Here is a 21,710-nt window from a genome sequence, read left to right as displayed (position 1 = left end):
TGCTGGCTCAATGGTCGTGGCCGTGATGGTCGTGACCGTGGTGAGCATGGTCATGGTGCCCATGCCGATGGCCCCACACCAGGAACACGTCGCGCCCCTCGGCGGCCAGCGCCACCTTCGCACCCACCGGCAGCAGCACTTTGGTCTGCACATGCCCGAACGGCAGGCCGGCAATGACCTGCACCTTCTTCAGGCTCGCGCGCAGCCGGTCGATCACCGTGTTCATGCCGAAGCCGCGGTCGTAGCCGGCGATGTTGCGCACGCCCGTGAACTGTCCGAACACGACGGCCTTCTGGCGCGCCAGCACGCCCGCGAGCTTCAGCTGGTCGAGCATGCGTTCGATGCGGTACGGATGTTCGTTGGTGTCCTCGATGAAGAGCACGCCCTTGTCGACCACCGGAAAGTACGGCGTGCCCAACAGGCTGGTCAGCACGCAGAGGTTGCCGCCCCAGAGCACGGCGTCTTCGATCGGCTTGACCTTGAGCTCGGCGTCGCGCGCCGGCATGCGCCAGCCGGTGCCTTCGCCCTGCCCGCTCAACAGGTCGTCGAAGCAGGCTTCCATGATGTCGTCGGCACCGCCTTCGGCGCCGAAGTCTTCGCCGACCGCGGGGCCCGACCAGGTGACGGCACCGTTCTTGGCCAGCAGTGCGTTCTGCAGGGCCGTGAAGTCGCTGCAGCCGACAAACTCGGTGCCCTTGTCGATGGCCTTGGCCAGCGCCTTGTACGGCAGCGCGTCGAGGATGCGCGTGAGGCCGTAGCCGCCGCGCGCGATCAGCGCCACGTCGGCGCCGCTGGCGGCCGCACGCGAGATGGCGGCGAGCCGGGTGGCGTCGTCGCCCGCGAAACGCTGGTGCGCCGAGAGCGCGGCTTCATCGACTTCGACTTCATGGCCCAGGGCCTTCAACCGCGCCACGCCACGCCGGAAGGCGGCCTTGTCGCGGATGGCACTGGAGGGGGAATAGATGTAGATATGTTTGGACGTCACGTCGTCGAGTATCCCATTGCGTCCCGGATCTGCCGGGCCAGGGGGGCGGCCTGCGCGGCCGTTGGACCGCCCGATGCGGCACGCGGACCGAGCGCGCGCAGCGCAGCTTCGTAGCCGCGGTCGGGGAACGGCGCGCGCCAGGCGTCCTTGGCGCGCACGCCGCTGTCGGGTGCGGTTAGCGTCGCGCTGAAGCGGCCCGGCGCCGCCGTTTGCAGCAGCGTTGCCAGTTCATCGCCCCCCTCGCTGTGCACCAGCGCGAGCGGTTCGGGATGCACCTGGTCGAGCCACGCCAGCAGCACGTCGCGGTGCCATTCGAGCCGGTGCGTGGCTTCGCGCTTGGGCTTGTCGCTCTTGCCGAAACCGATCAGGTCGGGCACCAGCGTGCGCAGGCCGGGCGTGCGGACCAGGTGGCGGAAGAAGTAGCCCCACTCGCCCGGGCCATGCAGGCACAGGACGTCCGCCACGCGGCCGTCGCTGCCGGCCGGGCCGGATTCGTCGATCCAGTGCAGGCGCCAGCCTTGCAAGATTGGCAGGTCCTGGACGTGATGCGGCGCGAAGCCGAAATCGGTGAGCGCGGCAAAGCGTTCGACGGGCGTGCGCAAGGCATCGTCGCGCAGTGGCTCGGCCTGCGCGCGCGCGACGCTGCGGCGCTGCTGGAAGAAGCGCTGCAGCAAGGCGCTGCAGTCGTTGGCCAGCACGCCGCCCTGCACGCGCGTGTGGTGGTTCAGCTTCGGCTCGGCGAAGAGATCGAGCACCGAGCCCGCGGCGCCGGTCTTGGGGTCGGCAGCGCCGAACACCACGCGCGCCAGCCGCGAATGCAGCATCGCGCCCGCGCACATCGCGCAGGGCTCGAGCGTGACGAAGAGCTCGCAGCCGTCGAGCCGGTAGTTGCCGAGCGCGGCGGCGCCGGCGCGCAGTGCGTTGATCTCGGCGTGCGCGCTCGGGTCGTGCTGCGCCACCGGCGTGTTGCGGCCGGTCGCGATGACATGGCCATCCTTCACCAGCACCGCGCCCACGGGCACCTCGCCCGCGTCGGCTGCGCGCTGCGCTTCCTGCAGCGCGAGCGCCATCCAGTGCGCGTCCGATGTCGATGCGGCCGGCTCAGTTGTCATCGGGCATCTTGCGGGCCTGGGCCGCGGCGTCGAGGGCGTCCTTGACCTGTTGCTGGACCTGCTGCGCCTGCGTGCGCGCATCGACAGCCGCCGGCGCAGATGCGCCAGGTGCGGCCGGTTGTTTGGCGATGGCGGTGCGCGACAGCTGCTGCTTCGCCAGCAGGCCGACGACCACCAGCGCGAGCACGAGGCCGATCAAACCGAACATCCGCATCTCAGCGCGCCTCCGGTGCGACGGCCATGCCGAGCCGGTCCATCCACACGGCCAGCGCCTGCTCGTCGGCCGAGCCCGCGCGATAGACCTCGCGCATCGCCGCATGCGATTCGGGCCGGTGCTGGTTGAGCTTGATCTTGCATTGCAGCGCCGTCACGTGCAGCTCGAAGCCCATGATGCCGGCCAGCATCTTGCGCTGGAACTCCTCGCCGAGGTCTTTCCATTGCTGGGCGTAGGCCGGCTCGTGGTCGCCGATGAGCTTCTTGAGCAACGCGTCCTTGGCCTCGGGCGTCTCGACGAGCCGGGCTTCGACGGTGCAATGGACCGCGAGGTAGTTCCATGTCGGCACCCGCGCCAGGTCGGGATAGACCGAAGGCGACAGGTAGGCGTGCGGCCCCTGGAACACCACCACCGCGCGCGGCCGCGCCTGCAGGTAGCGCCAGTGCGGGTTGGGCTTGGCGCAGTGGCCGAGCAGCACCAGCGCATCGCCCTCGCGCTGCTCGGCCACGATGGGCAGGTGCGTGACGAAGGGCAGGCCCTCGTCGTCGTTCGAGATCAGGTTGGCAAAGGGGTGGTCGCGCATGAGGCCCAGCGCGACGGCCGGGTCCTTGGCGTTGAACTGCGGAGGCATGTACATGGGGCGGGTTCCTCGTGGGGAGGTCCGATTGTCCCCGAGTCGCCCCCGGCTTGCGGTGCAGCAGGCTACTTGGCGCGTGCCGCTTCGAGCTGCTTCACCATCGTGGTGTAGCCGCGCGCCTTTGCGAGCTGCAGCGGCGTGAGGCCCTGGCGGTCGGCCAGTTGCAGGTTGGCACCGCCGGCGATCAGCGCGGCCAGCGTGCGCTGGTGGCGGGCGCCGCCGTCGCCGAGCACGATCGACTCGATCACCGCCGTCCAGTGCAGGTTGTTCACGTGGTCCAGCGGCGCACCGGCTGCGACCAGCCGGCGCACGACCTCGTCGTGCCCCAGGTGCGCGGCAGCAATCAATGCGGTGCCGTCATAGCGGCTGGTGACCTGCCCGGGCTTGGCGCCCAGTTGCAGCAGCAGCGTGAGCGTGGTCACGTCGTCGGCCACGGACGCGATGGTCACGGCGTCGTAGCGGTCGTCTTCGAGCAGGTCGATGTTCGCGCCCGCCTTGGCGAGCAGCGTCACGGCGTCGCGCTGGCGTGCGTAGGTGGCGACCTGCAGCGGCGTGCGGCCGCGCGCGTCGCGCACATCGAGGCTGGCGCCGGAGGCGATCAGGCTCTTGAGCTTGGGCAGGTCGCCGTGCCAGGCGGCGCGGTGCAGGCCTTCGTAGGCCAGCACTTCGGCGGCCAGCGGCGGCACCTGGGCCGCCGCGCCGGGCGCGGCGCTCCAGCCGATTGCGGCGGCGAGCACCGCCGACCAGAGACCGCGCGCCGTCATCAGAGCTGGCCCTTGACCTTCTCGAGCGCGGCGTTGGCGCACTGCTCGTCGAGGTGGCCGCCGGGCGCACCGCCCACGCCCACGGCGCCGATCACTTCGTTGCCCGACTTGATCGGCACGCCGCCGCCCAGCAGCAGGAAGCCCGGCAGGTACACGAGGTTGGCGGCGCCGGGGTTCTTCTGGGCGCCTTCCATCATGGCTTGCGTGGGGCTCTTGGCCGAAGCCGAGGTCCAGGCCTTGCGTTCGCTCGACGACAGCGTGTGCGGGCCGGCGTTGTCGGCGCGCTGCACGGCACGCACGGTGCCGGCGCGGTCGACCACGGTGGCGGCCACGTTGTAGCCGTTGGCGGCGCAGGCGGCCACGGTTTCTGCGGCGATCTGGTTGGCCAGCGCGAGCGAGATGTTCTTCTCGGTGCGAACAGCGGGGGCCGGCGTCTGGGCCTGGGCGACGGAAGCAGCGAGCAGAACGGCGAGGCCGCCAACGCGGATGATCGATTGCATGTGTTGTTTCTCCAGTGATGAGAGGGTTCGTGCCGGCCTGTGCCGACCACGGTGTCACTGTAAAAAATAAGGTCCGCTGCAACCATTCGTACGGCTACGCCCGGCACTCCGTAGAACTACGGAGCGCCCTCTTCTCCCGCATCCGACGCCAGCACGGCATAGCGCCGGATCAGCTGCGCCAGCGAGTCGCAATCGAGCTTGGCGAACAGGTTGGCGCGGTGGGTTTCGACGGTGCGCGGCGACAGCGCCAGCACGCGCGCGATCTCCTTGTTGGTGAGCCCCTGCACGATGAAGGCCAGCACCTCGCGCTCGCGCTCCGACAGCTGCGCCACCCGCTCGCGCGCGGCGTTGTCGGCCTGCGAGCGCTCGCGCGTGCGCACATGCTGGCGCACGGCCTGCTGCAGGGCTTCGAGCAGCTGCTCGTCGTCCACCGGCTTCTCCAGGAACTCGGCCGCGCCGGCCTTGAAGGCGCGGCGGCACATCTCGACCGTGCCGTGGCCGGTCAGCATGATCACGGGCTGGTCGACACCCTGCGCCACCAGCCGGTCTAGCACCGTGAGGCCGCTGATGCCGGGCATGCGCACGTCCAGCACGATGGCGCCGACGCTCGCGCGATCGAAGCCGTCGATGAAGGCCTGCGGATCGGCCCAGCCCTGCACGCGCAGGCCGACCGTGCCGATCAGCAGCGAGAGGCTGTCGCGCACGGCCTGGTCGTCGTCGATCAGGTGGATCAGGGGCGATTGCGGCTGGTCGGCGGTGGTTGGCGTGGTCATGTCGAAGGTGCCACCAGCGGCAGCAGCAAGGTGAAGCGCGCACCGCGCGGCGAGGCGTTGGCGGCGCTCAGGCTGCCGCCCATGCCGCTGGCCAGCGTTTCGCTCAGGCTCAGGCCGAGGCCCAGGCCGCCTTCGCGCGTGCTGAAGAAGGGTTCGAACAGGCGCGGCAGCGCCTCGGGCGCGATGCCGCGGCCGTTGTCGGTGACAGTCAGCACGCCCTCCTCGCCGTTGCGGCCGACCGAGACCACGAGGCGCCGTTCGGCGGCGGGCACGAGGTCCAGCGCCTGCATCGCGTTCATGAGCAGGTTGTGCACGATCTGCTCCAGCGCCACGGCCTCGGCCTGCACGCGCACGGGCGCCTGCGCGCTGGCATCGAACTGGGCCGCCACGCCGTGGCGCGCGAACTCGGGCGCCAGCAGGTGCATGGCGCTGCGCACCACTTCCTGCAGCACCAGCGGCTTCACGTCGCCGCCGGCCTCGGGGCGTTCGATCACGCGGCGCAGGCGGCCAACCACACCGGAGGCACGGCGGGCCTGCTCGACGGCCTGCCCCATCGCGTCGCGCGCGGTAGCCAGGTCGGGTGGGTCGTCGTCGAGCAGGCGGCGCGCGGCCTGGGCGTTGGCCAGCACGGCCGTGAGCGGCTGGTTGAGTTCGTGCGCCAGTCCGGCCGACAGCTCGCCCAGCGCATTGAGCCGCGCCACCTGGCCCAGGCGCAGCAGCTCCTCGGCGCGGCGCCGCGCGATGCGCTGGCGTTGTGCGGCCCACAGGCCCGCCAGCAGCAGCGCCATCGCCACCGCCCAGCCGCCGATGGTGCGCCACGGCAGCTCGGCCCAGCCGACCTGGCGCTCGGCCACCAGCTCGAAAGGCTGGCTCGGCGACGCCAGTTCCTTGCTCAGGCTGTAGCGCCAGCCATGTTCGGCCGACTGGCCGTGTTGCAGCACCAGTTGCTGGCCGTCACGCTGCAGGAACAGTCGCACGGGACTGCGCTGCGGGTTCATCGGCCAGTCGCGCCAGGGCACCGAGCCGACAAGATCGATCTCGAGCGCGTAGCTCAGCGGCTCGGAGCCGATCACGAGCTGGTAGCGACCGTGCGCCAGGTCGAGCACAGCCAGGTCGGCACGGCGTTCGGCGCGCGAGCGGGCCTCTGCCGCGGCCAGCGCGTCGGCGTGCTCGGCATCGGGCCAAGGCTCGTCGGCCGCGCGCCGCTGCACGCGCAGGATCGACGAGTACACCGACGGCAGGCGCCGCTCGGGGTAATCGGCACCGGCGTTGGGCTCCAGCAAGGCGAGCGTGGCCAGCACGGCGTCGTACTGCACCACCTGCTGGCTCATGAGCCGGTGCGCGATGCGCGCGTCGGTCTCGAAATCCTGCTGGAGTTGCGTCAGCTCGGCGCGCGCGAACCACACGGCCCCGGCGGCCGTGAGCACCACCCATGCCAGCCACCAACCGCCCCGCGTACGCAACCACTGTGTCATGGCGCGGATTGTGCCCGGCGCCGACGGGCCTCCCCGCTTGGCCGAAAATGCCGACCCAGACATGGCTGACGTGCAGGACTCCCTCTTTTCCGACCTCCCCGAACTTCCGCGCCCGGCCGAAGCGGCCGACGCGCCGCCGCCTTCGCCGAAGAAGCCGCGCGGCGCCACCGTGAAGCCCGTGGCACCCGACGCGGCACTGGTCGCTCTCGCCGCCGAGTTGCCGCCGCAGCTGCGGCTGGGCACCTCGTCGTGGAGCTACCCGGGCTGGGCCGGCTTGGTCTGGGACGGCGACTACGCCGAGACCGTGCTCTCGAAAAACGGCCTGTCGGCGCTCGCCCAGCACCCGCTGCTGCGCACCGTGAGCCTGGACCGCAACTTCTACCGCGCCCTCACGGCCAGCCAGTACGCGCGCTACGCGGCCATGGTGCCCGACGACTTCCGTTTCGTCGTGAAGGCCCCGAGCCTCGTCACCGACGCCACCGTACGCGACGAAAGCGGCCGCGGCACGCAGGCCAACCCGGTGTTCCTGAGCCACGAGATCGCGCTGCAGGAGTTCGTGCAGCCGGCGCTCGACGGGCTGGGCCACCGCATCGGCGCGCTGGTGTTTCAGCTGAGTCCGATCCCCGCGCACCTGCTGGCCGACCAGCCCGCGCTGATCGCCCGCATCGGCGCGATGCTGGCGGCGATGCCCGACCTGAAGCCGACAGCGCCCGACGCCGTGCTCGCCGTCGAGGTGCGCGACCCGCAGCTGCTGTGCCCCGCCTTCGCCGACATGCTGCGCAGCGTGGGCGCGACCTTCTGCATGGGCCTGCACGCGAAGATGCCGCCCATCGAAGACCAACTGCCGATGCTGCGCGCCCTGTGGCCCGGGCCGCTGGTGTGCCGCTGGAACCTGCACCGCCGCCACGGCCGCTTCGGCTACGAAGATGCCGAAAAACTCTACGGCCCCTTCGACAAGGTGCTCGACCCCGACCCCGAAACCCGCGCCGCGCTGGCCAAGGTGATCGCCGGCACCACGGGCGCCGGACAGAACGCCTTCGTCACCGTGAGCAACAACGCCGAAGGCTGCGCGCCGCTGACCATCGCCTCGCTGGCGCAGGACATCGTCGACCGGATCTGCCGCTAGGACGCCCGCCATGCCTTCGATCTCGTTCCGCCCGCTGCAATCCACGGATTTCGTGATGCTCCACGACTGGCTGTGCCGCCCGCACGTGGCCGAATGGTGGACGCCGGTGCCGACGCTCGCCGAGGTCGAGGCCGACTTCACGCCGATGCTGGCGCCTGACTCGCCCGACCGCGGCTACATCGCACTGCGCGACGGGCGGCCCTTGGGATTCATCCAGTCGTACGTCGTGATGGGTTCGGGCGACGGCTGGTGGGAAAACGAACGCGACCCGGGCGCGCGCGGCATCGACCAGTTCCTGGCGCAGGCGGACCAGCTGGATCGCGGGCTCGGCAGCGCGATGGTCCGCGCCTTCACGAACCAGCTGTTCGCCGACCCAGCGGTGACGCGCATCCAGACCGATCCGTCGCCGCACAACGCCCGCGCGATCCGCAGCTATGCCAAGGCCGGCTTCCGTGCGCTGGGCGAGGTGGTCACGCCCGACGGGCCCGCGCTGCTGATGGTGCGCGAGCGCGACGCCTAAGCCGCAGGCGGCGCGGCCTCAAGGTCGCACCACATGTGGACCTTCGACGAGAACACGCCCTCGAGCACGGTGGCCATCGGCTCGACGCCGAAGACCTGGAAGCCGCAGCGCTCGTACAGCGCCTGCGCCGGGCGATTGCCTTCCGTCACGGTCAGCTGCACCACGCGCACGCCGCCGAGCGTGCGTGCATGCGCGAGCAAGGCCTGCACGAGTTGTCGCCCGGCGCCCACGCGCCGTGCCGATTCCGCCACCACCATGCCGAACAAGCTCGCCTTGTGGCGCGTGCGCTGCCGCGATTCGCGACCCAGCCCCGCCGCGCCGATTAGCGCGCCGGCGGCATCGAAGGCGCCGTACACCACCTCGGCCGCATCGGCGTCCGTGCGCAGGCGCGTCTCCCACCAGACCGGCGGCAGGCAGGCGCGCTCCTCGACCGTGGACGTGAACGCCTCGGGGTGCCGCGCGTAGGCGTCGAGCATCAGCGTGCGGTAGGCCGGCGCGTCGGCGGGAACCAGCCGGCGGATGGTGGGAGCGGCTTCAGAAACGGGCACAGACGGACTGCCTTTCCTGCAACACCGCCTCTTGCGCGAAGCGCTGGCGGTAGGTTTCGATCAAGGTGGCAATGGCCGCGTCAGCCTTCGCGTCGCGCGGGTGCAGCAGCACGACCAGCTTCGAAGGCTCGCGCACCACCTGCCCCGATGCGCCCCGCCACTGACCGGCAGCGTCGAGCACGGTGAAGCCTTGCGGAAAGGCCGGTGTGACGCGGGTGTCGAGAAAGTCGGCCCAGTCGGCGTCGGACACCTGACCGCCCGTGGGGATGGCGCGGCCAAAATAGAGGGTGTCGCGCTCGAAGGCGTCGAAGCCCGCGGCGCAGTGGCCGGACGGCCCTGCGGCGCAACCTGCAAGCACCGCAGCGGCCAGCGCACCCGCCATGCCTGCGCGAGACAGCCTGGGGCGTACGACGCGGTTCATGCCGGCCCTCGGTCTTGGTTCAGGCCTCGGGCGCGATCGACTCGGCGTACTCGTACAGCGCGCCCAGGATTTCCTCACCGCGCTCGTCGGCGTTCTCGGACAGCGCATCGACTTCGCTGAACAGCGCCTCGATGGTGCGCGCCCCGCCCTCGCCCTTGAACAGGCGCGCCACGCGCAGCGCTTCCCAGCGCTCGGTTTCTTCCTCGTTCAACGACTCGGGCCAGTTGCGCGCGCGGTAGCGGAAGAGGATCTCTTCGAGCCGCCCGTCGTCGAAGGCCACGCGCTCCTTGGCGAGCCCCTCGGGCGACAGCCCGCGCAGCTGGTTCAGGCGCCGGCGGTCGCCGTTGCCGACGAAACCGCCGTAGAGGTCTTCATCGACATCGGGCGTCGCCTCCTTCGGGCGGGAAAAGACCTGCGACCAGATCGCGCTCATGTCGGGCAGGTCGCGCGCGATGGCGGCGTGGCGCATGGCGGTGTCCATGTCGACGCCCCAGCGCTCGGCCATGGCCGGTGCCAGCGTGCGCAGGTTGCCGACCACCATCGGCGATTTGTTCAGGTGCACGCTCTTCATCGGCAGCCGCGTCATGCCTTCGGGTAAATCGGCAGTTCGCGTGAACAGGCGCAGGCGCAGCGTCTCGGCGTCGAGGTCGCGCAGCTCGCTCGGGTCTTGCGACAGGTCCCAGGCCAGCAGTTCGTTCTTGTTGGTCGGGTGACTGGCCAGCGGCCACATCACGGCCAGGCAGCCGCGCTCGACCGGGAACATGCCCGACACGTGCAGGAAGGGCTTGGCGGTCTCGCGCATCGCGGGCAGGCCGAGCTCCATCGCCACGCGATCTTTCTTGTGCAGGCCGAAGGCGAAGTCGAAGAGCTTGGGCTGCTTGTCGCGGATGAGCCGCGCCAGCGCGATGGTGGCGCGCACGTCGGACAGCGCATCGTGCGCCGACTCGTGCAGCAGGCCGTTGGCGCGTGCCAGGTCTTCGAGCTTGAAGCTGGGCTTGCCGTCTTCCTTCTTCGGCCACTCGATGCCGTCGGGGCGCAGCGCATACGTGAGGCGCACCACGTCGAGCAGGTCCCAACGGCCGCAGTCGTTCTGCCATTCGCGCGCGTACGGGTCGATGAGGTTGCGCCAGAACAGGAAGCGCGTGACCTCGTCGTCGAAGCGGATGGTGTTGTAGCCCACGCCGATGGTGCCGGGCTGCGAGAAGGCCTGCTCGATGTGCGCGGCGAACTCGTGCTCGGGAATGCCGCGCTCCAGGCAGACCTGCGGCGTGATGCCGGTGATGAGGCAGGCCTCGGGGCTGGGCAGGTAGTCCGGCGCGGGCCTGCAATAGATCATCAACGGCTCGCCGACTTCGTTGAGCTCGGCGTCGGTGCGGATGGCTGCAAACTGCGAGGGACGGTCGCGGCGCGGCACGGCGCCGAAGGTTTCGTAGTCGTGCCAGAGAAAGGTGTGGTTCATTCAGAGCAAGGGAGAAAACAGTCGCGCAATGGCATCGCCGAGGCGGCGCCAGAAAGTCTGCGGGCGGTGGGCGCGCACCGCGCCGGAGCTGTGCAGGTCGGTTTCGAACTGCGCCGCCAGCGGCTGGGTCAGCGCGGGCCCGTAGACCACGGCGCAGACCTCGAAGTTGAGCCGGAAGCTGCGGTTGTCGAAATTGGCGGTGCCGATCATCGCGCAATGGTCGTCGACCACCAGCGTCTTGGAGTGCAGCATGCGCTCCTTGTACTCCCAGATCTTGACGCCTGCGGCGATCAGCTCGTCGAAGTACGAACGCGCGGCGGCGCTCACGATGGCCGAGTCGCTGCGGCGCGGCACGAGCAGCCGCACGTCGACACCGCGCAGCGCCGCGCTGGTCAGCGCCATCAGTGCGGGCTCGCCCGGCACGAAGTACGGCGTGGTGAGCCAGGCCCGGCGCGTGGCCGAATGGATGGCCTCGACGTGCATGCGGTGGATGGCCTCGAAGGCGTTGTCGGGGCCGCTGGTGACGATCTGCACCGGGATGTCGCCCGCCTCTACCTGGGGCAGCAGCGCGTCCAGCACGGCGTCGGAGCGGTGCTGCTTTTCGCCGGTGGCGTAGCTCCAGTCCTCGAGGAAGGTGGTCTGCAGCCAGCGCACGGCGCTGCCTTCGATGCGCACATGCACGTCGTGGTACGCGTCCTTGGGGTTGGTGCGCTTGTCTTCCTCGTCGGTGATGTTCACGCCGCCCGTGAAGCCCACGCGGCCGTCGCACACCACGATCTTGCGGTGGGTGCGGTAGTTGGTCACGGGGCGCAGGCGCCGGCCGATCTTGGTGTCATGGAACAGCGCCACTTCCACGCCGGCCGCGTGCATCGGCGCCATGAACTTGCGGCCGATGCGCTTGGAGCCGAGCGCGTCGAGCAGCAGGCGCACCCGCACGCCGGCCTGTGCGCGCTCGACCAGCAGGTCGCGCAGCGCGGTGCCGATGCGGTCGGGCTCGAAGATGTAGTACTCGAGGTGGATGTGGTCACGCGCCGCGCGCACGGCCTCGAAGATCGCATCGAAGGTGCGCGCGCCTCCCGAGAGCAGCTCGACGCCCGTGGCGCTCGACACCGGCAGGCCGCAGGCGGCGGTGCCCAGTCGGGCCATCTGCTGCAGCGCCGGCGGCGCATGCTGCGAGGCGTCACGCAGCCGCGCCAGGTCGGCCTGCGCATGCGCGTTCGCGCGGTTGCGCAGGCGCTTGAGCCGCTGCTTGCGCAGCCGCTGCGGCCCCAGGAAGTAATAGACGATGAAGCCCGCAAACGGCAGCAGCGCCAGCGACAGGATCCAGCTCATGGTGGACACCGGCGCGCGCTTTTGCATCACGATCCAGATCGACAGCACGGCGATGTAGCCGCTCCACGCCAGGGAGAGGCCGGTTTTCCATTCGTGGCTGAGTTCGGGGAGGATCAAGGCAAAAGCGGTTGAAGGCGGAGTGTTTTCGGCCGGCCCAAAGAAAAAGGCCAGTAGCGAATGCTACCGGCCTTTGACTTCGTTCCTCAGAGAGGCGGGATCAGCCCGTGGCTGCTTCCTCGGCTTCGGGCTTCGACTTGCCTTCCTTCTTCGGGATCGGCTGGATGTCGAGCAGCACTTCGTCCTTCTCGTCGAGGTCGACTTCGAGGCGACCGCCGTCGGTCAGGCGACCGAACAGCAGCTCGTCGGCCAGTGCACGACGGATCGTGTCCTGGATCAGGCGCTGCATCGGACGTGCGCCCATCAGCGGATCGAAGCCCTTCTTCGCCAGGTGCTTGCGCAGCTTGTCGGTGAAGGTGACCTCGACCTTCTTCTCGCTGAGCTGGGTTTCCAGTTGCAGCAGGAACTTGTCGACCACACGCAGGATGACCTGTTCGTCGAGCGCCTTGAAGTTGACGATGGCGTCCAGACGGTTGCGGAATTCAGGCGTGAACAGGCGCTTGATGTCGCCCATTTCGTCGCCGGCCTGCCGCGCGTTCGTGAAGCCGATGGTCGCCTTGTTCATGGTCTCGGCACCCGCGTTCGTCGTCATGATGATGATGACGTTGCGGAAGTCGGCCTTGCGCCCGTTGTTGTCGGTCAGCGTGCCGTGGTCCATGACCTGCAGCAGCACGTTGAAGATGTCCGGGTGCGCCTTCTCGATTTCATCGAGCAGCAGCACCGCGTGCGGCTTCTTCGTGACAGCCTCGGTCAGCAGACCGCCCTGGTCGAAACCGACGTAGCCCGGAGGCGCGCCGATCAGGCGGCTCACCGCGTGACGCTCCATGTACTCCGACATGTCGAAGCGGATCAGCTCGATGCCCATGATGTAGGCCAGCTGCTTCGCCGCTTCGGTCTTGCCGACGCCCGTGGGGCCGGAGAACAGGAACGAGCCGATCGGCTTGTCGCCCTTGCCCAGGCCCGAGCGTGCCATCTTGACCGCGGAGGCCAGCACTTCGAGTGCCTTGTCCTGGCCGAACACCACGCTCTTGAGGTCGCGCTCGATCGTCTGCAGCTTGCTGCGGTCGTCGTTGCTGACGTTGGCCGGGGGAATGCGCGCAATCTTCGCGACGATTTCCTCGACCTCGGTCTTGCTGATGGTCTTCTTGCGCTTGCTCGGCGGCAGGATGCGCTGAGCGGCGCCGGCTTCGTCGATGACGTCGATCGCCTTGTCGGGCAGGTGACGGTCATTGATGTACTTGGCGCTGAGCTCGGCTGCAGCCTGCAGGGCCGCCACGGCGTACTTCACGCCATGGTGTTCCTCGAAGCGCGACTTCAGGCCCTTGAGGATGTCGACGGTTTCCTGCACCGACGGTTCGACCACGTCGACCTTCTGGAAACGACGCGACAGGGCCGCGTCCTTCTCGAAGATGCCGCGGTATTCCGTGAAGGTGGTGGCGCCGATGCACTTGAGCTGGCCGCTGGAGAGCGCCGGCTTGAGCAGGTTCGACGCATCGAGCGTGCCGCCCGAAGCTGCGCCCGCACCGATCAGGGTGTGGATTTCGTCGATGAACAGGATGGCGTTCGGCTTGTCCTTGAGCGACTTGAGCACGCCCTTCAGGCGCTGTTCGAAGTCACCGCGGTACTTGGTGCCGGCCAGCAGCGCGCCCATGTCGAGCGAGTAGACCTGCGCCTCGGCGAGGATCTCGGGCACGTCGCCCTGGGTGATGCGCCATGCCAGGCCTTCCGCGATCGCGGTCTTGCCCACGCCGGCCTCGCCCACGAGCAGCGGGTTGTTCTTGCGCCGGCGGCACAGGATCTGGATGACGCGCTCGACTTCGTACTCGCGGCCGATCAGCGGATCGATCTTGCCGTCCTTGGCGAGCTGGTTGAGGTTTTGCGTGAACTGCTCGAGCGGCGATGCCTTCTCGTTGCGTTCGCCGCCGCCCTCTTCGCCTTCACCTTGAGGCGCTTCGCCGCTGCCCTTGACGGCTTCGGGCGGATCGCTCTTCTTGATGCCGTGGGCAATGAAATTGACCACGTCCAGGCGGGTGACGCCCTGCTGGTGCAGGTAGTACACGGCGTGCGAATCCTTCTCGCCGAAGATTGCGACCAGCACGTTGGCGCCAGTGACTTCCTTCTTGCCGTTGCCGGTGGACTGCACATGCATGATGGCGCGCTGGATCACGCGCTGGAAACCCAGGGTGGGCTGGGTGTCGACATCATCGGTACCCGCCACTTGCGGCGTGTTGTCCTTGATGAAGTTGGTGAGCGACGCCCGCAGGTCGTCGACGTTCGCCGAGCAGGCGCGCAGAACTTCCGCGGCGCTCGGGTTGTCCAGCAAAGCGAGCAGCAGATGTTCCACGGTGATGAACTCGTGGCGTTGCTGCCGGGCCTCGACGAAGGCCATGTGCAAGCTGACTTCCAGTTCCTGGGCAATCATGTGATTTCCTTTTGCCTTGCTGTAAATAAGTTCTCAGATGGGTTGGAGCGCGTGCAATTCAACTGGTTCACGCGACCGGTTCGCTGACACATTGCAGCGGGTGCCCTGCCTGCTGCGCGGCCTCCATCACCTGATTGACCTTGGTGGCCGCCATGTCGCGGGAATAAACCCCACAGACACCCCGGCCATCGAGGTGGATCTTGAGCATGATCTGGGTCGCCGTTTCTCGGTCCTTGCTGAAATATTCCTGCAGGATGACGATCACGAACTCCATCGGCGTGTAGTCGTCGTTCAGCATGACGACCTGGTACATCTGGGGCGGCGCCGTTTTTTGCGGGCGGCGCTCCAGAACGACCGAATCTCCGTCGTCGCCCGCCGGTTTCTGCGCCGGTGAGGTGCTGGGAGTTTTGGGAATTCTCGTTGCCATGAAAAAGATTCTATAGAGCGTGCAAGCACCGTGCCGACGCCAACAGACTTGGTGACGCCTATTCGACAAATCAAGAGGCATGCCTCGTGTACGACAGCACGAAGACAGACGTAAAAAAACCGGCAGGTTGCCGGTCTTTTTTACAGATTGCGCAGAACGGGACCTTTGGGCGCCGGCAATTTCCGGCCCGGCACCCGGGTCGGCACCGGCAGATCGGGCGGCAAGGCGTCGATTTCTTCGTCGGTGAGTTCGCGCTCGGGTGCCGCTTCTGCCTCCGGGTCAACAGCGGTGGGCAGGGCGAGCGGGACCGGCGAGTTCTGCGGCTCCGAATCCTCGTGAAAGGCGGGTCCTGGTTGCGATCGCGGCCGCTGTGTGGGGAACGGTGCAACGGGCGGCGCAACCGGCCCTCCTCTTCTGCCCGCCAAAGGGGGGAGCGCTGGCGACAACGCCTGCCATTCAGCCAGCCGCCGCGCATCCTGCTCAGCCTGCCACCGCGCCAGTGCCAAGCGTTGCGCTTTCTGATGTGCGGTCTGCTGTTGCCCGAGCAGCGCCAATTCGGCGCGGATCGCCAGCCGCATCTGTTCGCGCTCCGAATCCGAGGCACGGCGCTGCGCGTCGAGTTGCCTGCCGAGCCTGTGCGAGAACACCCAGAGACCCAGCAAGGCGCCGGCGGCGCCGATCGCGAAGCAGATGACAAGAAAATTGGCCTGGATCGGCGTCACAGCGAAGCCTCCTCGTCGGCATCCCATTTGCGCAGCAGATCAAGTGGAATGGCATCGGCCACCAAGGAAAACCGCAGGCCGGTCATGCGTTCGGCCTGCTTGAGCAACACAGCGACAGGACTGCTCGGTTCGTGGTTCTCGAACCATCGCCGGGCCTTGCGAATGTCACGCAGGATGTCGTCGCGTGTCGCCAGGCCCTCACCGGCTGGCGTGCTTGCCGGCCACGACGGAAGCGGGCCTCCGGATCGGCCAGCGCAGCGAGCGCATTGGCGCGCACGGCCGGGTCGCGCTCACCTTCGATCACCAACTGGGGGTGCACCGCTTCAGGCCAGGTCCGCAGCGCCTCGACCAGCAGCACCAACGACTGCGCAAGCCCTGCAGCCTGCGCCAGACGGGTGCGTGCGCGGCACAGCCAGACAAAGAGATTGATGTCCCGCGTTCGCAGCAGCAGCCGGCGGCAGTCCCGTTCGATCTCGGCCCAGTTCGGCGCGTCGGGAGCTCCGACGAACTGCCCGTACTGCGCATCGCCACGCGGGGACATGCGCGCCAGCAGGACGGCGTATTCGGCGTCGTATTCCAGGCTGGGGCCGCAAGGCGCCGCCGCGCTGAAGGGGGACAGCCGGTCGACCACGCGATCCAGGTGCAGGCTCACGATGTCACGCAGTGCGTCCGGGGCCAAGGGCATCCGCCCCACGGGAATCCCGGTCCAATCGGCCACGATGCCCGCCACCACGGCCTCGTCCACCTGGGGGAAAATCAGAGGCAACTCCTGCTGGTGTGCGGCAAGCTCGAGCTCGAGGGCCTCCAGCTGCGCCGAGGGTGCATTCCCCTCGGCGCAGCTCAGCTCTTTCGCCTCCTCCCTCTTCTTGGTCCTCAGTCCATGAATCGTGCGAACCAGTGCAAGCTCGTCTTGCCATCGCGCTTCGTGCAAGGTCAACGCCTGCTGCGCGGCATCGAGTTGGGATCGAGCTTTGTCGAGGCGCAACGCTCTTGCATCACTCCCCTGGGCAACGACACCCTCCTGACCCAGCAGTTCGAGCTCAACCTGGAGGGCTGCGATGCGGTGCCGCCATTGCTCGACGTCAGGCGGCGGCGCGTGAAGCGACATGGCAACGCGCGCGCATGCGGTGTCCAGGAGACTGATCGCCTTGTCGGGCAGCTGGCGTGCAGGGATGTAGCGATGCGACAGCGTCACGGCGGCGCGCACAGCCTCATCGAGCACGAGCACGCCGTGGTGCTCGGCAAAGGTGGCGACAAGGCCACGCACCATCTCGATCGCAGAAATCTCGTCGGGCTCTGCCACCTGCAGCGTCTGAAAGCGTCGCGTCAGCGCCGGGTCTTTCTCGATGTGGCGCTTGTACTCGCTCCAGGTGGTGGCACCGATCGTGCGCAAGGTTCCCCGTGCAAGCGCTGGCTTGAGCAGGTTGGCGGCATCGCCGGTTCCGGATTGCCCGCCCGCGCCGACCAAGGTGTGCACCTCATCGATGAAGAGGATGATGGGCTGCACCGATTTGCCCGCCTCTTCCAGCAAGGCCTTGAGGCGGGACTCGAATTCCCCGCGCATGCTTGCGCCGGCCAACAGCGCTCCGACATCGAGGCTCCACAGGCGGCAGTTCTTCAGATCGGGAGGAACCTCGCCTTGCGCGATGGCCAACGCGAGCCCCTCGACCACCGCTGTCTTACCGACGCCTGCGTCTCCTGTGAGCAAGGGATTGTTCTGGCGGCGGCGTAGCAGGATGTCGACCATCGTGCGGATCTCGTGTCCGCGCCCGATGACCGGATCGATCCGCCCTTGAGACGCACGTTCGGTCAGATCCGTGCAGTAGCGCCGCAATGCCGACTTTCCGTCCGACGCGGCATCCGCGAGCGCGGCGCTGGCTTCACCAGGCAGTGCTGATGGCAGACCGGAGCCATCGTGCGGTCCTTCCTGCCCTTCGGGAGAACCGGCCACGATGGCATCGATAGCCTCCGTCAGTTGGTCTGCTGGGATTCTCTGGAATGCAGGCGAGATGCCAAGAAGCACGCGCCGCAGGTCCGGCGTCTGAAGCAGCGCAGCAAGCAGCCACGCACCACGCACGCAATGCGCGCCGAACTCGAGGCTCGAGAGCACCCACGCGCGCTCGATGGCAGCTTCGATGTGACTGGAAAAATCGGTCAGCGAGGTGGCACCCGATGGCAAGCTGGACAAGGCCGATGTGAAGTCTTTCTCAATGGCTTGCGCGTCGATCTGGTAGTGCCGGCAGATGCGGTGCAGGTCGCTGTCGTTGAGCTGCCAGAGCTGGTGGATCCAGTGCGTCAGTTCGACATAGGGATTGCCGCGCAGCTTGGCAAAGGCGGTGGCGGACTCGATGCCGCGAAACAAGGTGAGGTTGAGCTTGCCGAACAGCGCTCGCCGAGAGATCGTCATTGCGCGATCTGCCGTGCAGCGTGCACGCCCTGTTCGATCGAGTCGTCTGCGAGGCCCCCCGTTGCCGGGCAGATTCCTGCGTTCTTTTTCCCCACTTCGCGCCCCCTATGCTTCTTGGAATGGGCGCGATTCTGGCGGCTCGCTGCGAGGCAAACACAGCACAGTTTCTACCAATGGTTAAACGAAAGACGGAGCCTATTGATCTGTGATGTTTGCCCGCCTCTCCTTACGTTCAGAACACAAAGGAGGTAATTCGCTAACGATATCGCGAGGGCGACAGGCAAGAAAAAACCCTCGACTCCTTTCGGAAGCTCGAGGGCTTGATAAGGGTCTGACGTCTCTCGACGTCAGCGATCGCAATTACATGTTGTCGATCATGACCTGACCGAAGCCAGAGCAGCTCACTTGCGTCGCACCGTCCATCAGGCGCGCGAAGTCGTAGGTGACCTTCTTGCTGGCGATCGACTTCTCCATCGAGCTGATGATCAGGTCGGCCGCTTCGGTCCAGCCCATGTGGCGCAGCATCATTTCGGCGGACAGGATTTCGGAACCCGGGTTCACATAGTCCTTGCCTGCGTACTTGGGGGCCGTGCCGTGGGTGGCTTCGAACATGGCGACGGTGTCGCTCAGGTTCGCGCCCGGTGCGATGCCGATGCCGCCGACCTGTGCGGCCAGTGCGTCGGACACGTAGTCGCCGTTGAGGTTCAGCGTGGCGATCACGCTGTACTCGGCGGGACGCAGCAGGATCTGCTGCAGGAACGCGTCGGCGATGCTGTCCTTGACGGTGATTTCCTTGCCCGTCTTGGGGTTCTTGAACTTCATCCACGGGCCGCCGTCGATCAGCTCGGCGCCGAATTCCTTGGCGGCCAGGTTGTAGCCCCAGTCACGGAAGCCACCTTCGGTGAACTTCATGATGTTGCCCTTGTGGACCAGGGTCACGCTGGGCTTGTCGTTGTCGATGGCGTACTGGAAGGCCTTGCGCACGAGGCGCTCGGTGCCTTCGCGCGAAACCGGTTTGACGCCGATGCCCGAGGTGTTGGGGAAGCGGATCTTCTTGACGCCCATCTCGTCCTGCAGGAACTTGATGAGCTTCTTGGCCTTGTCGCTTTCGGCTTCGAACTCGATGCCGGCGTAGATGTCTTCCGAGTTCTCGCGGAAGATGACCATGTTGGTTTTGTGCGGCTCGCGCACCGGGCTGGGCACGCCTTCGAAGTACTGGATGGGCCGCAGGCAGACGTACAGGTCGAGCTCCTGGCGCAGCGCCACGTTCAGCGAGCGGATGCCGCCGCCGACGGGCGTGGTCAGCGGGCCCTTGATGGACACCACGTAGTCGCGCACCGCATGCAGGGTTTCCTCGGGGAGCCAGACGTCGGGGCCGTAGACCTTGGTCGACTTCTCACCGGCGTAGACCTCCATCCAGTGGATCTTCTTCTTGCCGCCGTAGGCCTTGGCCACTGCGGCGTCCACCACCTTGAGCATCACCGGCGTGATGTCCAGCCCGGTGCCGTCGCCTTCGATGAACGGAATGATCGGCTGATCGGGCACATTGAGCGAATTGTCAGCGTTGACCGTGATCTTCTGGCCTTCGGTCGGGACTTTGATGTGCTGATAGCTGGACATGAGGGGGCTTGACTCCGGGAGTGACGTAATTCGAACGACTGTCTGCGAATTCAGACAGCGAGGGAGAATCGCTGTACAGCGCGCTAACAAATCGCTGTACATTTTAGACGCAACCCATCAGCGGACAATTGTCAACCGTAGGGCGATAGAGCCCGTTACTGGCTGACCTTCTGCTCGCCGGGAGGCGTTTCCAACCAATTCTCGATAGAGGAATCATCAATGAGCAAACTTCTCGCAGTCATGATCGCTGGCCTGTTCGCCGCTGGCGCGTACGCCCAGAACCCGGCCGGTACCACGCCCGAACAAGGCAACGCGACCAACAGCAAGCCGCAAGCTCGCGCTGAAGCCAAGAAGGAAGCCAAGCCCGCTGGTCAAGTGGCTCCCGCTGCTGGCGACATCGCCAAGACGCCTGAAGGCGGCGCCTTCGGTGCCGACAAGGCTGGCGTTGCTGGCGAAAAGCGCGCCAAGACCCGCGACGATCGTCGCCGCAACAAGGACGGCAGCGTGAAGCGCAAGGCCACCCAAGGCGGCACGCCTGACATGCCCGGCGCCAAGTAAGCTGGTCGGTCCCCCTAAGAAAAGCGCTCTCCGGAGCGCTTTTTTTCGTTCGCAGTTTTGTTCAACCACTGTCAACCGGGGTTCTTGAGGTCCGTTGAATGGAGGCCTTCCGCAGGGAGGTGATCCATATCAACAATCTCAAAGGATTTCTCATGAACAAGCTGATCGCAGCCCTGGTCGCCGGCCTCTTCGCAGCCGGTGCATTCGCCCAAGCCGCCGAACCCGCTCCCGCAGCGCCGGCCGCTCCCGCTGCCCACAAGGCCAAGGCCAAGCACACGGTCAAGAAGCACAAGGTGCGTCACGTCTCCAAGGCCCACGCGGCCGCCGCCAAGAAGGTGTAAGCTTTCAAGCTCCCGGCAATGCCCGCTTCAGCGGGCATTTTTATTGGTCACGGGCCGACCTCGTGTGTCGCCGCCCCGAAAGAGTCATCCGATGTTTCAGCGTCTCGCCGCGCTGCTTCTGGTGTCCGCGTCCTTCCTGGCGCCGGCCCACGCGCAGCAGCAAATCCAACCGCAACCCCAAACCGATCTGGCACGCACGCAGTTGTCGGTCGGCCTCTACAAGATCGATGCGCAGGTGGCGCAATCGCCCCGCGAACGCGAGATCGGCCTGATGTTCCGCAAGACGATGCCGCAGGCCGAGGGCATGATCTTCGTCTTCGAGCAGCCGGCCACGCAGTGCTTCTGGATGCGCAACACCCTGTTGCCGCTGACCGCCGCCTTCGTGGCCGACGACGGCCGCATCGTCAACCTGGTCGACATGCAGCCGATGACCGAGAACTCGCATTGCTCCGAAGAGCCGGTGCGCTACGTGCTCGAGATGAACCAGGGCTGGTTCGCCAAGAAGAACATCAAGAAGGGCGCCAAGCTCGGCGGAGAGCTCTTCTCGGCCGCCAAGCGCTGAGCAATTGAGCGCCCGTAAAAAAGCCGACCCGCAGGTCGGCTTTTTTCATGGCGAGCGTCAGGTCCGGCTTCAGCCGAAGTTCTTCGCCGCAAAATCCCAGTTGGCCAGCTTGGCCAGGAAGGTTTCGACGAACTTCGGGCGCAGGTTGCGGTAGTCGATGTAGTACGCGTGTTCCCACACGTCCACCGTCAACAGCGCGGTGTCGGCGGTGGTCAGCGGCGTGCCGGCGGCACCGGTGTTCACGATGTCCACCGAACCGTCGGCCTTCTTCACCAGCCAGGTCCAGCCCGAGCCGAAGTTGCCCACGGCCGACTTCACGAAAGCTTCCTTGAAGGCGTCGTAGCTGCCCCACTTGGCGTCGATGGCCTTGGCCAGCGCGCCGGTGGGTGCGCCGCCGCCTTGGGGCTTCATGCAGTTCCAGAAGAAGGTGTGGTTCCAGATCTGGGCGGCGTTGTTGTAGATGCCGCCGCTGGACTTCTTGACGATCTCTTCGAGCGTCATCGCTTCGAATTCGGTGCCCTTTTGCAGGTTGTTCAGGTTCACCACGTAGGCGTTGTGGTGCTTGCCGTGGTGGTACTCGAGCGTTTCCTTCGAATACTCGGGGGCCAGTGCGTCGATGGCGTACGGCAGGGGTGGGAGCACATGTTCCATGGTTTTTTCTCGTGGGT

At 67.1% G+C, this 21,710-nt stretch carries 23 protein-coding genes; 5 read left to right on the top strand and 18 right to left on the bottom strand.

The window, feature by feature from the left end; translation table 11 throughout:
* Positions 1 to 7: 7 nt before the first annotated feature.
* The 8 genes from ACAM42_RS17040 to ACAM42_RS17005 all read right to left on the bottom strand — a co-directional run bounded on the left by ACAM42_RS17040 (position 8) and on the right by ACAM42_RS17005 (position 6,460).
* Positions 8 to 985: an LD-carboxypeptidase gene (locus ACAM42_RS17040; protein ID WP_369628808.1), complete on the bottom strand. Its 978-nt coding sequence runs from the start codon at positions 983 to 985 to the stop codon at positions 8 to 10.
* Complete coding sequence (gene tadA / locus ACAM42_RS17035) at positions 982 to 2,097, bottom strand: tRNA adenosine(34) deaminase TadA (RefSeq protein ID WP_369628807.1); 1,116 nt, start codon at positions 2,095 to 2,097, stop codon at positions 982 to 984. The genes ACAM42_RS17040 and tadA overlap by 4 nt, the downstream gene beginning before the upstream one ends.
* Positions 2,087 to 2,311: a hypothetical protein gene (locus ACAM42_RS17030; protein ID WP_062480063.1), complete on the bottom strand. Its 225-nt coding sequence runs from the start codon at positions 2,309 to 2,311 to the stop codon at positions 2,087 to 2,089. The genes tadA and ACAM42_RS17030 overlap by 11 nt, the downstream gene beginning before the upstream one ends.
* Position 2,312: 1 nt before the next feature.
* Positions 2,313 to 2,948: an FMN-binding negative transcriptional regulator gene (locus tag ACAM42_RS17025; protein WP_095745222.1), complete on the bottom strand. Its 636-nt coding sequence runs from the start codon at positions 2,946 to 2,948 to the stop codon at positions 2,313 to 2,315.
* Positions 2,949 to 3,013: 65 nt separating this feature from the next.
* Positions 3,014 to 3,712 carry an ankyrin repeat domain-containing protein gene (locus ACAM42_RS17020; RefSeq protein ID WP_369628806.1) on the bottom strand — a complete coding sequence of 233 codons (699 nt, stop codon included), beginning with the start codon at positions 3,710 to 3,712 and terminating at the stop codon, positions 3,014 to 3,016.
* Complete coding sequence (locus tag ACAM42_RS17015) at positions 3,712 to 4,212, bottom strand: heme-binding protein (RefSeq protein WP_056581174.1); 501 nt, start codon at positions 4,210 to 4,212, stop codon at positions 3,712 to 3,714. The genes ACAM42_RS17020 and ACAM42_RS17015 overlap by 1 nt, the downstream gene beginning before the upstream one ends.
* A 116-nt stretch (positions 4,213 to 4,328) precedes the next feature.
* A complete protein-coding gene (locus ACAM42_RS17010; RefSeq protein WP_095745220.1) occupies positions 4,329 to 4,985 on the bottom strand; it encodes a response regulator transcription factor in 657 nt (218 codons plus the stop codon).
* Entirely contained in the window at positions 4,982 to 6,460 is a 1,479-nt protein-coding gene (locus ACAM42_RS17005; protein ID WP_369628805.1) for a sensor histidine kinase, read from the bottom strand. Before ACAM42_RS17005 ends, ACAM42_RS17010 begins: the two co-directional genes overlap by 4 nt.
* A gap of 61 nt (positions 6,461 to 6,521) precedes the next feature.
* Between ACAM42_RS17005 and ACAM42_RS17000 the strand changes: the two genes are divergently transcribed.
* Together ACAM42_RS17000 and ACAM42_RS16995 are read left to right on the top strand one after the other, a co-directional pair.
* A complete protein-coding gene (locus ACAM42_RS17000) occupies positions 6,522 to 7,586 on the top strand; it encodes a DUF72 domain-containing protein (protein WP_369628804.1) in 1,065 nt (354 codons plus the stop codon).
* Between the two features lie 10 nt (positions 7,587 to 7,596).
* Positions 7,597 to 8,106 (top strand): GNAT family N-acetyltransferase, encoded by a 510-nt coding sequence (locus tag ACAM42_RS16995; protein ID WP_369628803.1) that lies wholly within the window; start codon positions 7,597 to 7,599, stop codon positions 8,104 to 8,106.
* On the opposite strand, the gene ACAM42_RS16990 is transcribed toward ACAM42_RS16995, so the two are convergent.
* The 9 genes from ACAM42_RS16990 to icd all read right to left on the bottom strand — a co-directional run bounded on the left by ACAM42_RS16990 (position 8,103) and on the right by icd (position 19,581).
* The gene (locus ACAM42_RS16990) at positions 8,103 to 8,654 is read right to left on the bottom strand and encodes a GNAT family N-acetyltransferase (protein ID WP_369628802.1); all 552 of its coding nucleotides are present in this window, start codon (positions 8,652 to 8,654) and stop codon (positions 8,103 to 8,105) included. The two genes, ACAM42_RS16995 and ACAM42_RS16990, sit on opposite strands and share 4 nt — an antisense overlap.
* A complete protein-coding gene (locus tag ACAM42_RS16985) occupies positions 8,641 to 9,075 on the bottom strand; it encodes a DUF3574 domain-containing protein (protein WP_369628801.1) in 435 nt (144 codons plus the stop codon). Before ACAM42_RS16985 ends, ACAM42_RS16990 begins: the two co-directional genes overlap by 14 nt.
* A 19-nt stretch (positions 9,076 to 9,094) precedes the next feature.
* Positions 9,095 to 10,534: an exodeoxyribonuclease I gene (gene sbcB, locus ACAM42_RS16980; protein WP_369628800.1), complete on the bottom strand. Its 1,440-nt coding sequence runs from the start codon at positions 10,532 to 10,534 to the stop codon at positions 9,095 to 9,097.
* Complete coding sequence (cls, locus tag ACAM42_RS16975; RefSeq protein ID WP_062471451.1) at positions 10,535 to 11,983, bottom strand: cardiolipin synthase; 1,449 nt, start codon at positions 11,981 to 11,983, stop codon at positions 10,535 to 10,537.
* Positions 11,984 to 12,083: 100 nt separating this feature from the next.
* Positions 12,084 to 14,405 (bottom strand): ATP-dependent Clp protease ATP-binding subunit ClpA, encoded by a 2,322-nt coding sequence (gene clpA, locus ACAM42_RS16970; protein WP_062471453.1) that lies wholly within the window; start codon positions 14,403 to 14,405, stop codon positions 12,084 to 12,086.
* Positions 14,406 to 14,472: 67 nt separating this feature from the next.
* The gene (gene clpS, locus ACAM42_RS16965; RefSeq protein WP_369628799.1) at positions 14,473 to 14,832 is read right to left on the bottom strand and encodes an ATP-dependent Clp protease adapter ClpS; all 360 of its coding nucleotides are present in this window, start codon (positions 14,830 to 14,832) and stop codon (positions 14,473 to 14,475) included.
* Between the two features lie 140 nt (positions 14,833 to 14,972).
* On the bottom strand, positions 14,973 to 15,554 hold the full coding sequence (locus ACAM42_RS16960) for a hypothetical protein (protein ID WP_369628798.1): 582 nt from the start codon (positions 15,552 to 15,554) through the stop codon (positions 14,973 to 14,975).
* An 82-nt stretch (positions 15,555 to 15,636) separates the two neighbouring features.
* Entirely contained in the window at positions 15,637 to 17,961 is a 2,325-nt protein-coding gene (locus tag ACAM42_RS16955; RefSeq protein WP_369628797.1) for a type VI secretion system ImpA family N-terminal domain-containing protein, read from the bottom strand.
* A gap of 360 nt (positions 17,962 to 18,321) precedes the next feature.
* Positions 18,322 to 19,581 (bottom strand): NADP-dependent isocitrate dehydrogenase, encoded by a 1,260-nt coding sequence (gene icd / locus ACAM42_RS16950; RefSeq protein WP_062471491.1) that lies wholly within the window; start codon positions 19,579 to 19,581, stop codon positions 18,322 to 18,324.
* Positions 19,582 to 19,800: 219 nt separating this feature from the next.
* Between icd and ACAM42_RS16945 the strand changes: the two genes are divergently transcribed.
* The 3 genes from ACAM42_RS16945 (at position 19,801) to ACAM42_RS16935 (ending at position 21,042) form a co-directional block, all read left to right on the top strand.
* On the top strand, positions 19,801 to 20,139 hold the full coding sequence (locus tag ACAM42_RS16945) for a hypothetical protein (RefSeq protein ID WP_062471494.1): 339 nt from the start codon (positions 19,801 to 19,803) through the stop codon (positions 20,137 to 20,139).
* A gap of 152 nt (positions 20,140 to 20,291) precedes the next feature.
* Positions 20,292 to 20,480 (top strand): hypothetical protein, encoded by a 189-nt coding sequence (locus tag ACAM42_RS16940; protein WP_099797527.1) that lies wholly within the window; start codon positions 20,292 to 20,294, stop codon positions 20,478 to 20,480.
* A gap of 91 nt (positions 20,481 to 20,571) precedes the next feature.
* Complete coding sequence (locus ACAM42_RS16935; protein ID WP_082548869.1) at positions 20,572 to 21,042, top strand: DUF192 domain-containing protein; 471 nt, start codon at positions 20,572 to 20,574, stop codon at positions 21,040 to 21,042.
* 69 nt (positions 21,043 to 21,111) lie between these two features.
* On the opposite strand, the gene ACAM42_RS16930 is transcribed toward ACAM42_RS16935, so the two are convergent.
* A complete protein-coding gene (locus tag ACAM42_RS16930) occupies positions 21,112 to 21,693 on the bottom strand; it encodes a superoxide dismutase (protein ID WP_095745206.1) in 582 nt (193 codons plus the stop codon).
* Positions 21,694 to 21,710: the final 17 nt, after the last annotated feature.

This window comes from Variovorax sp. V35 (assembly GCF_041154465.1).
GTDB classification, from domain to species: Bacteria; Pseudomonadota; Gammaproteobacteria; order Burkholderiales; family Burkholderiaceae_C; genus Variovorax; species Variovorax boronicumulans.
The sequence above is the reverse complement of the archived record's forward strand: the minus strand, read 5'-3'. Positions and strand labels throughout refer to the sequence as shown.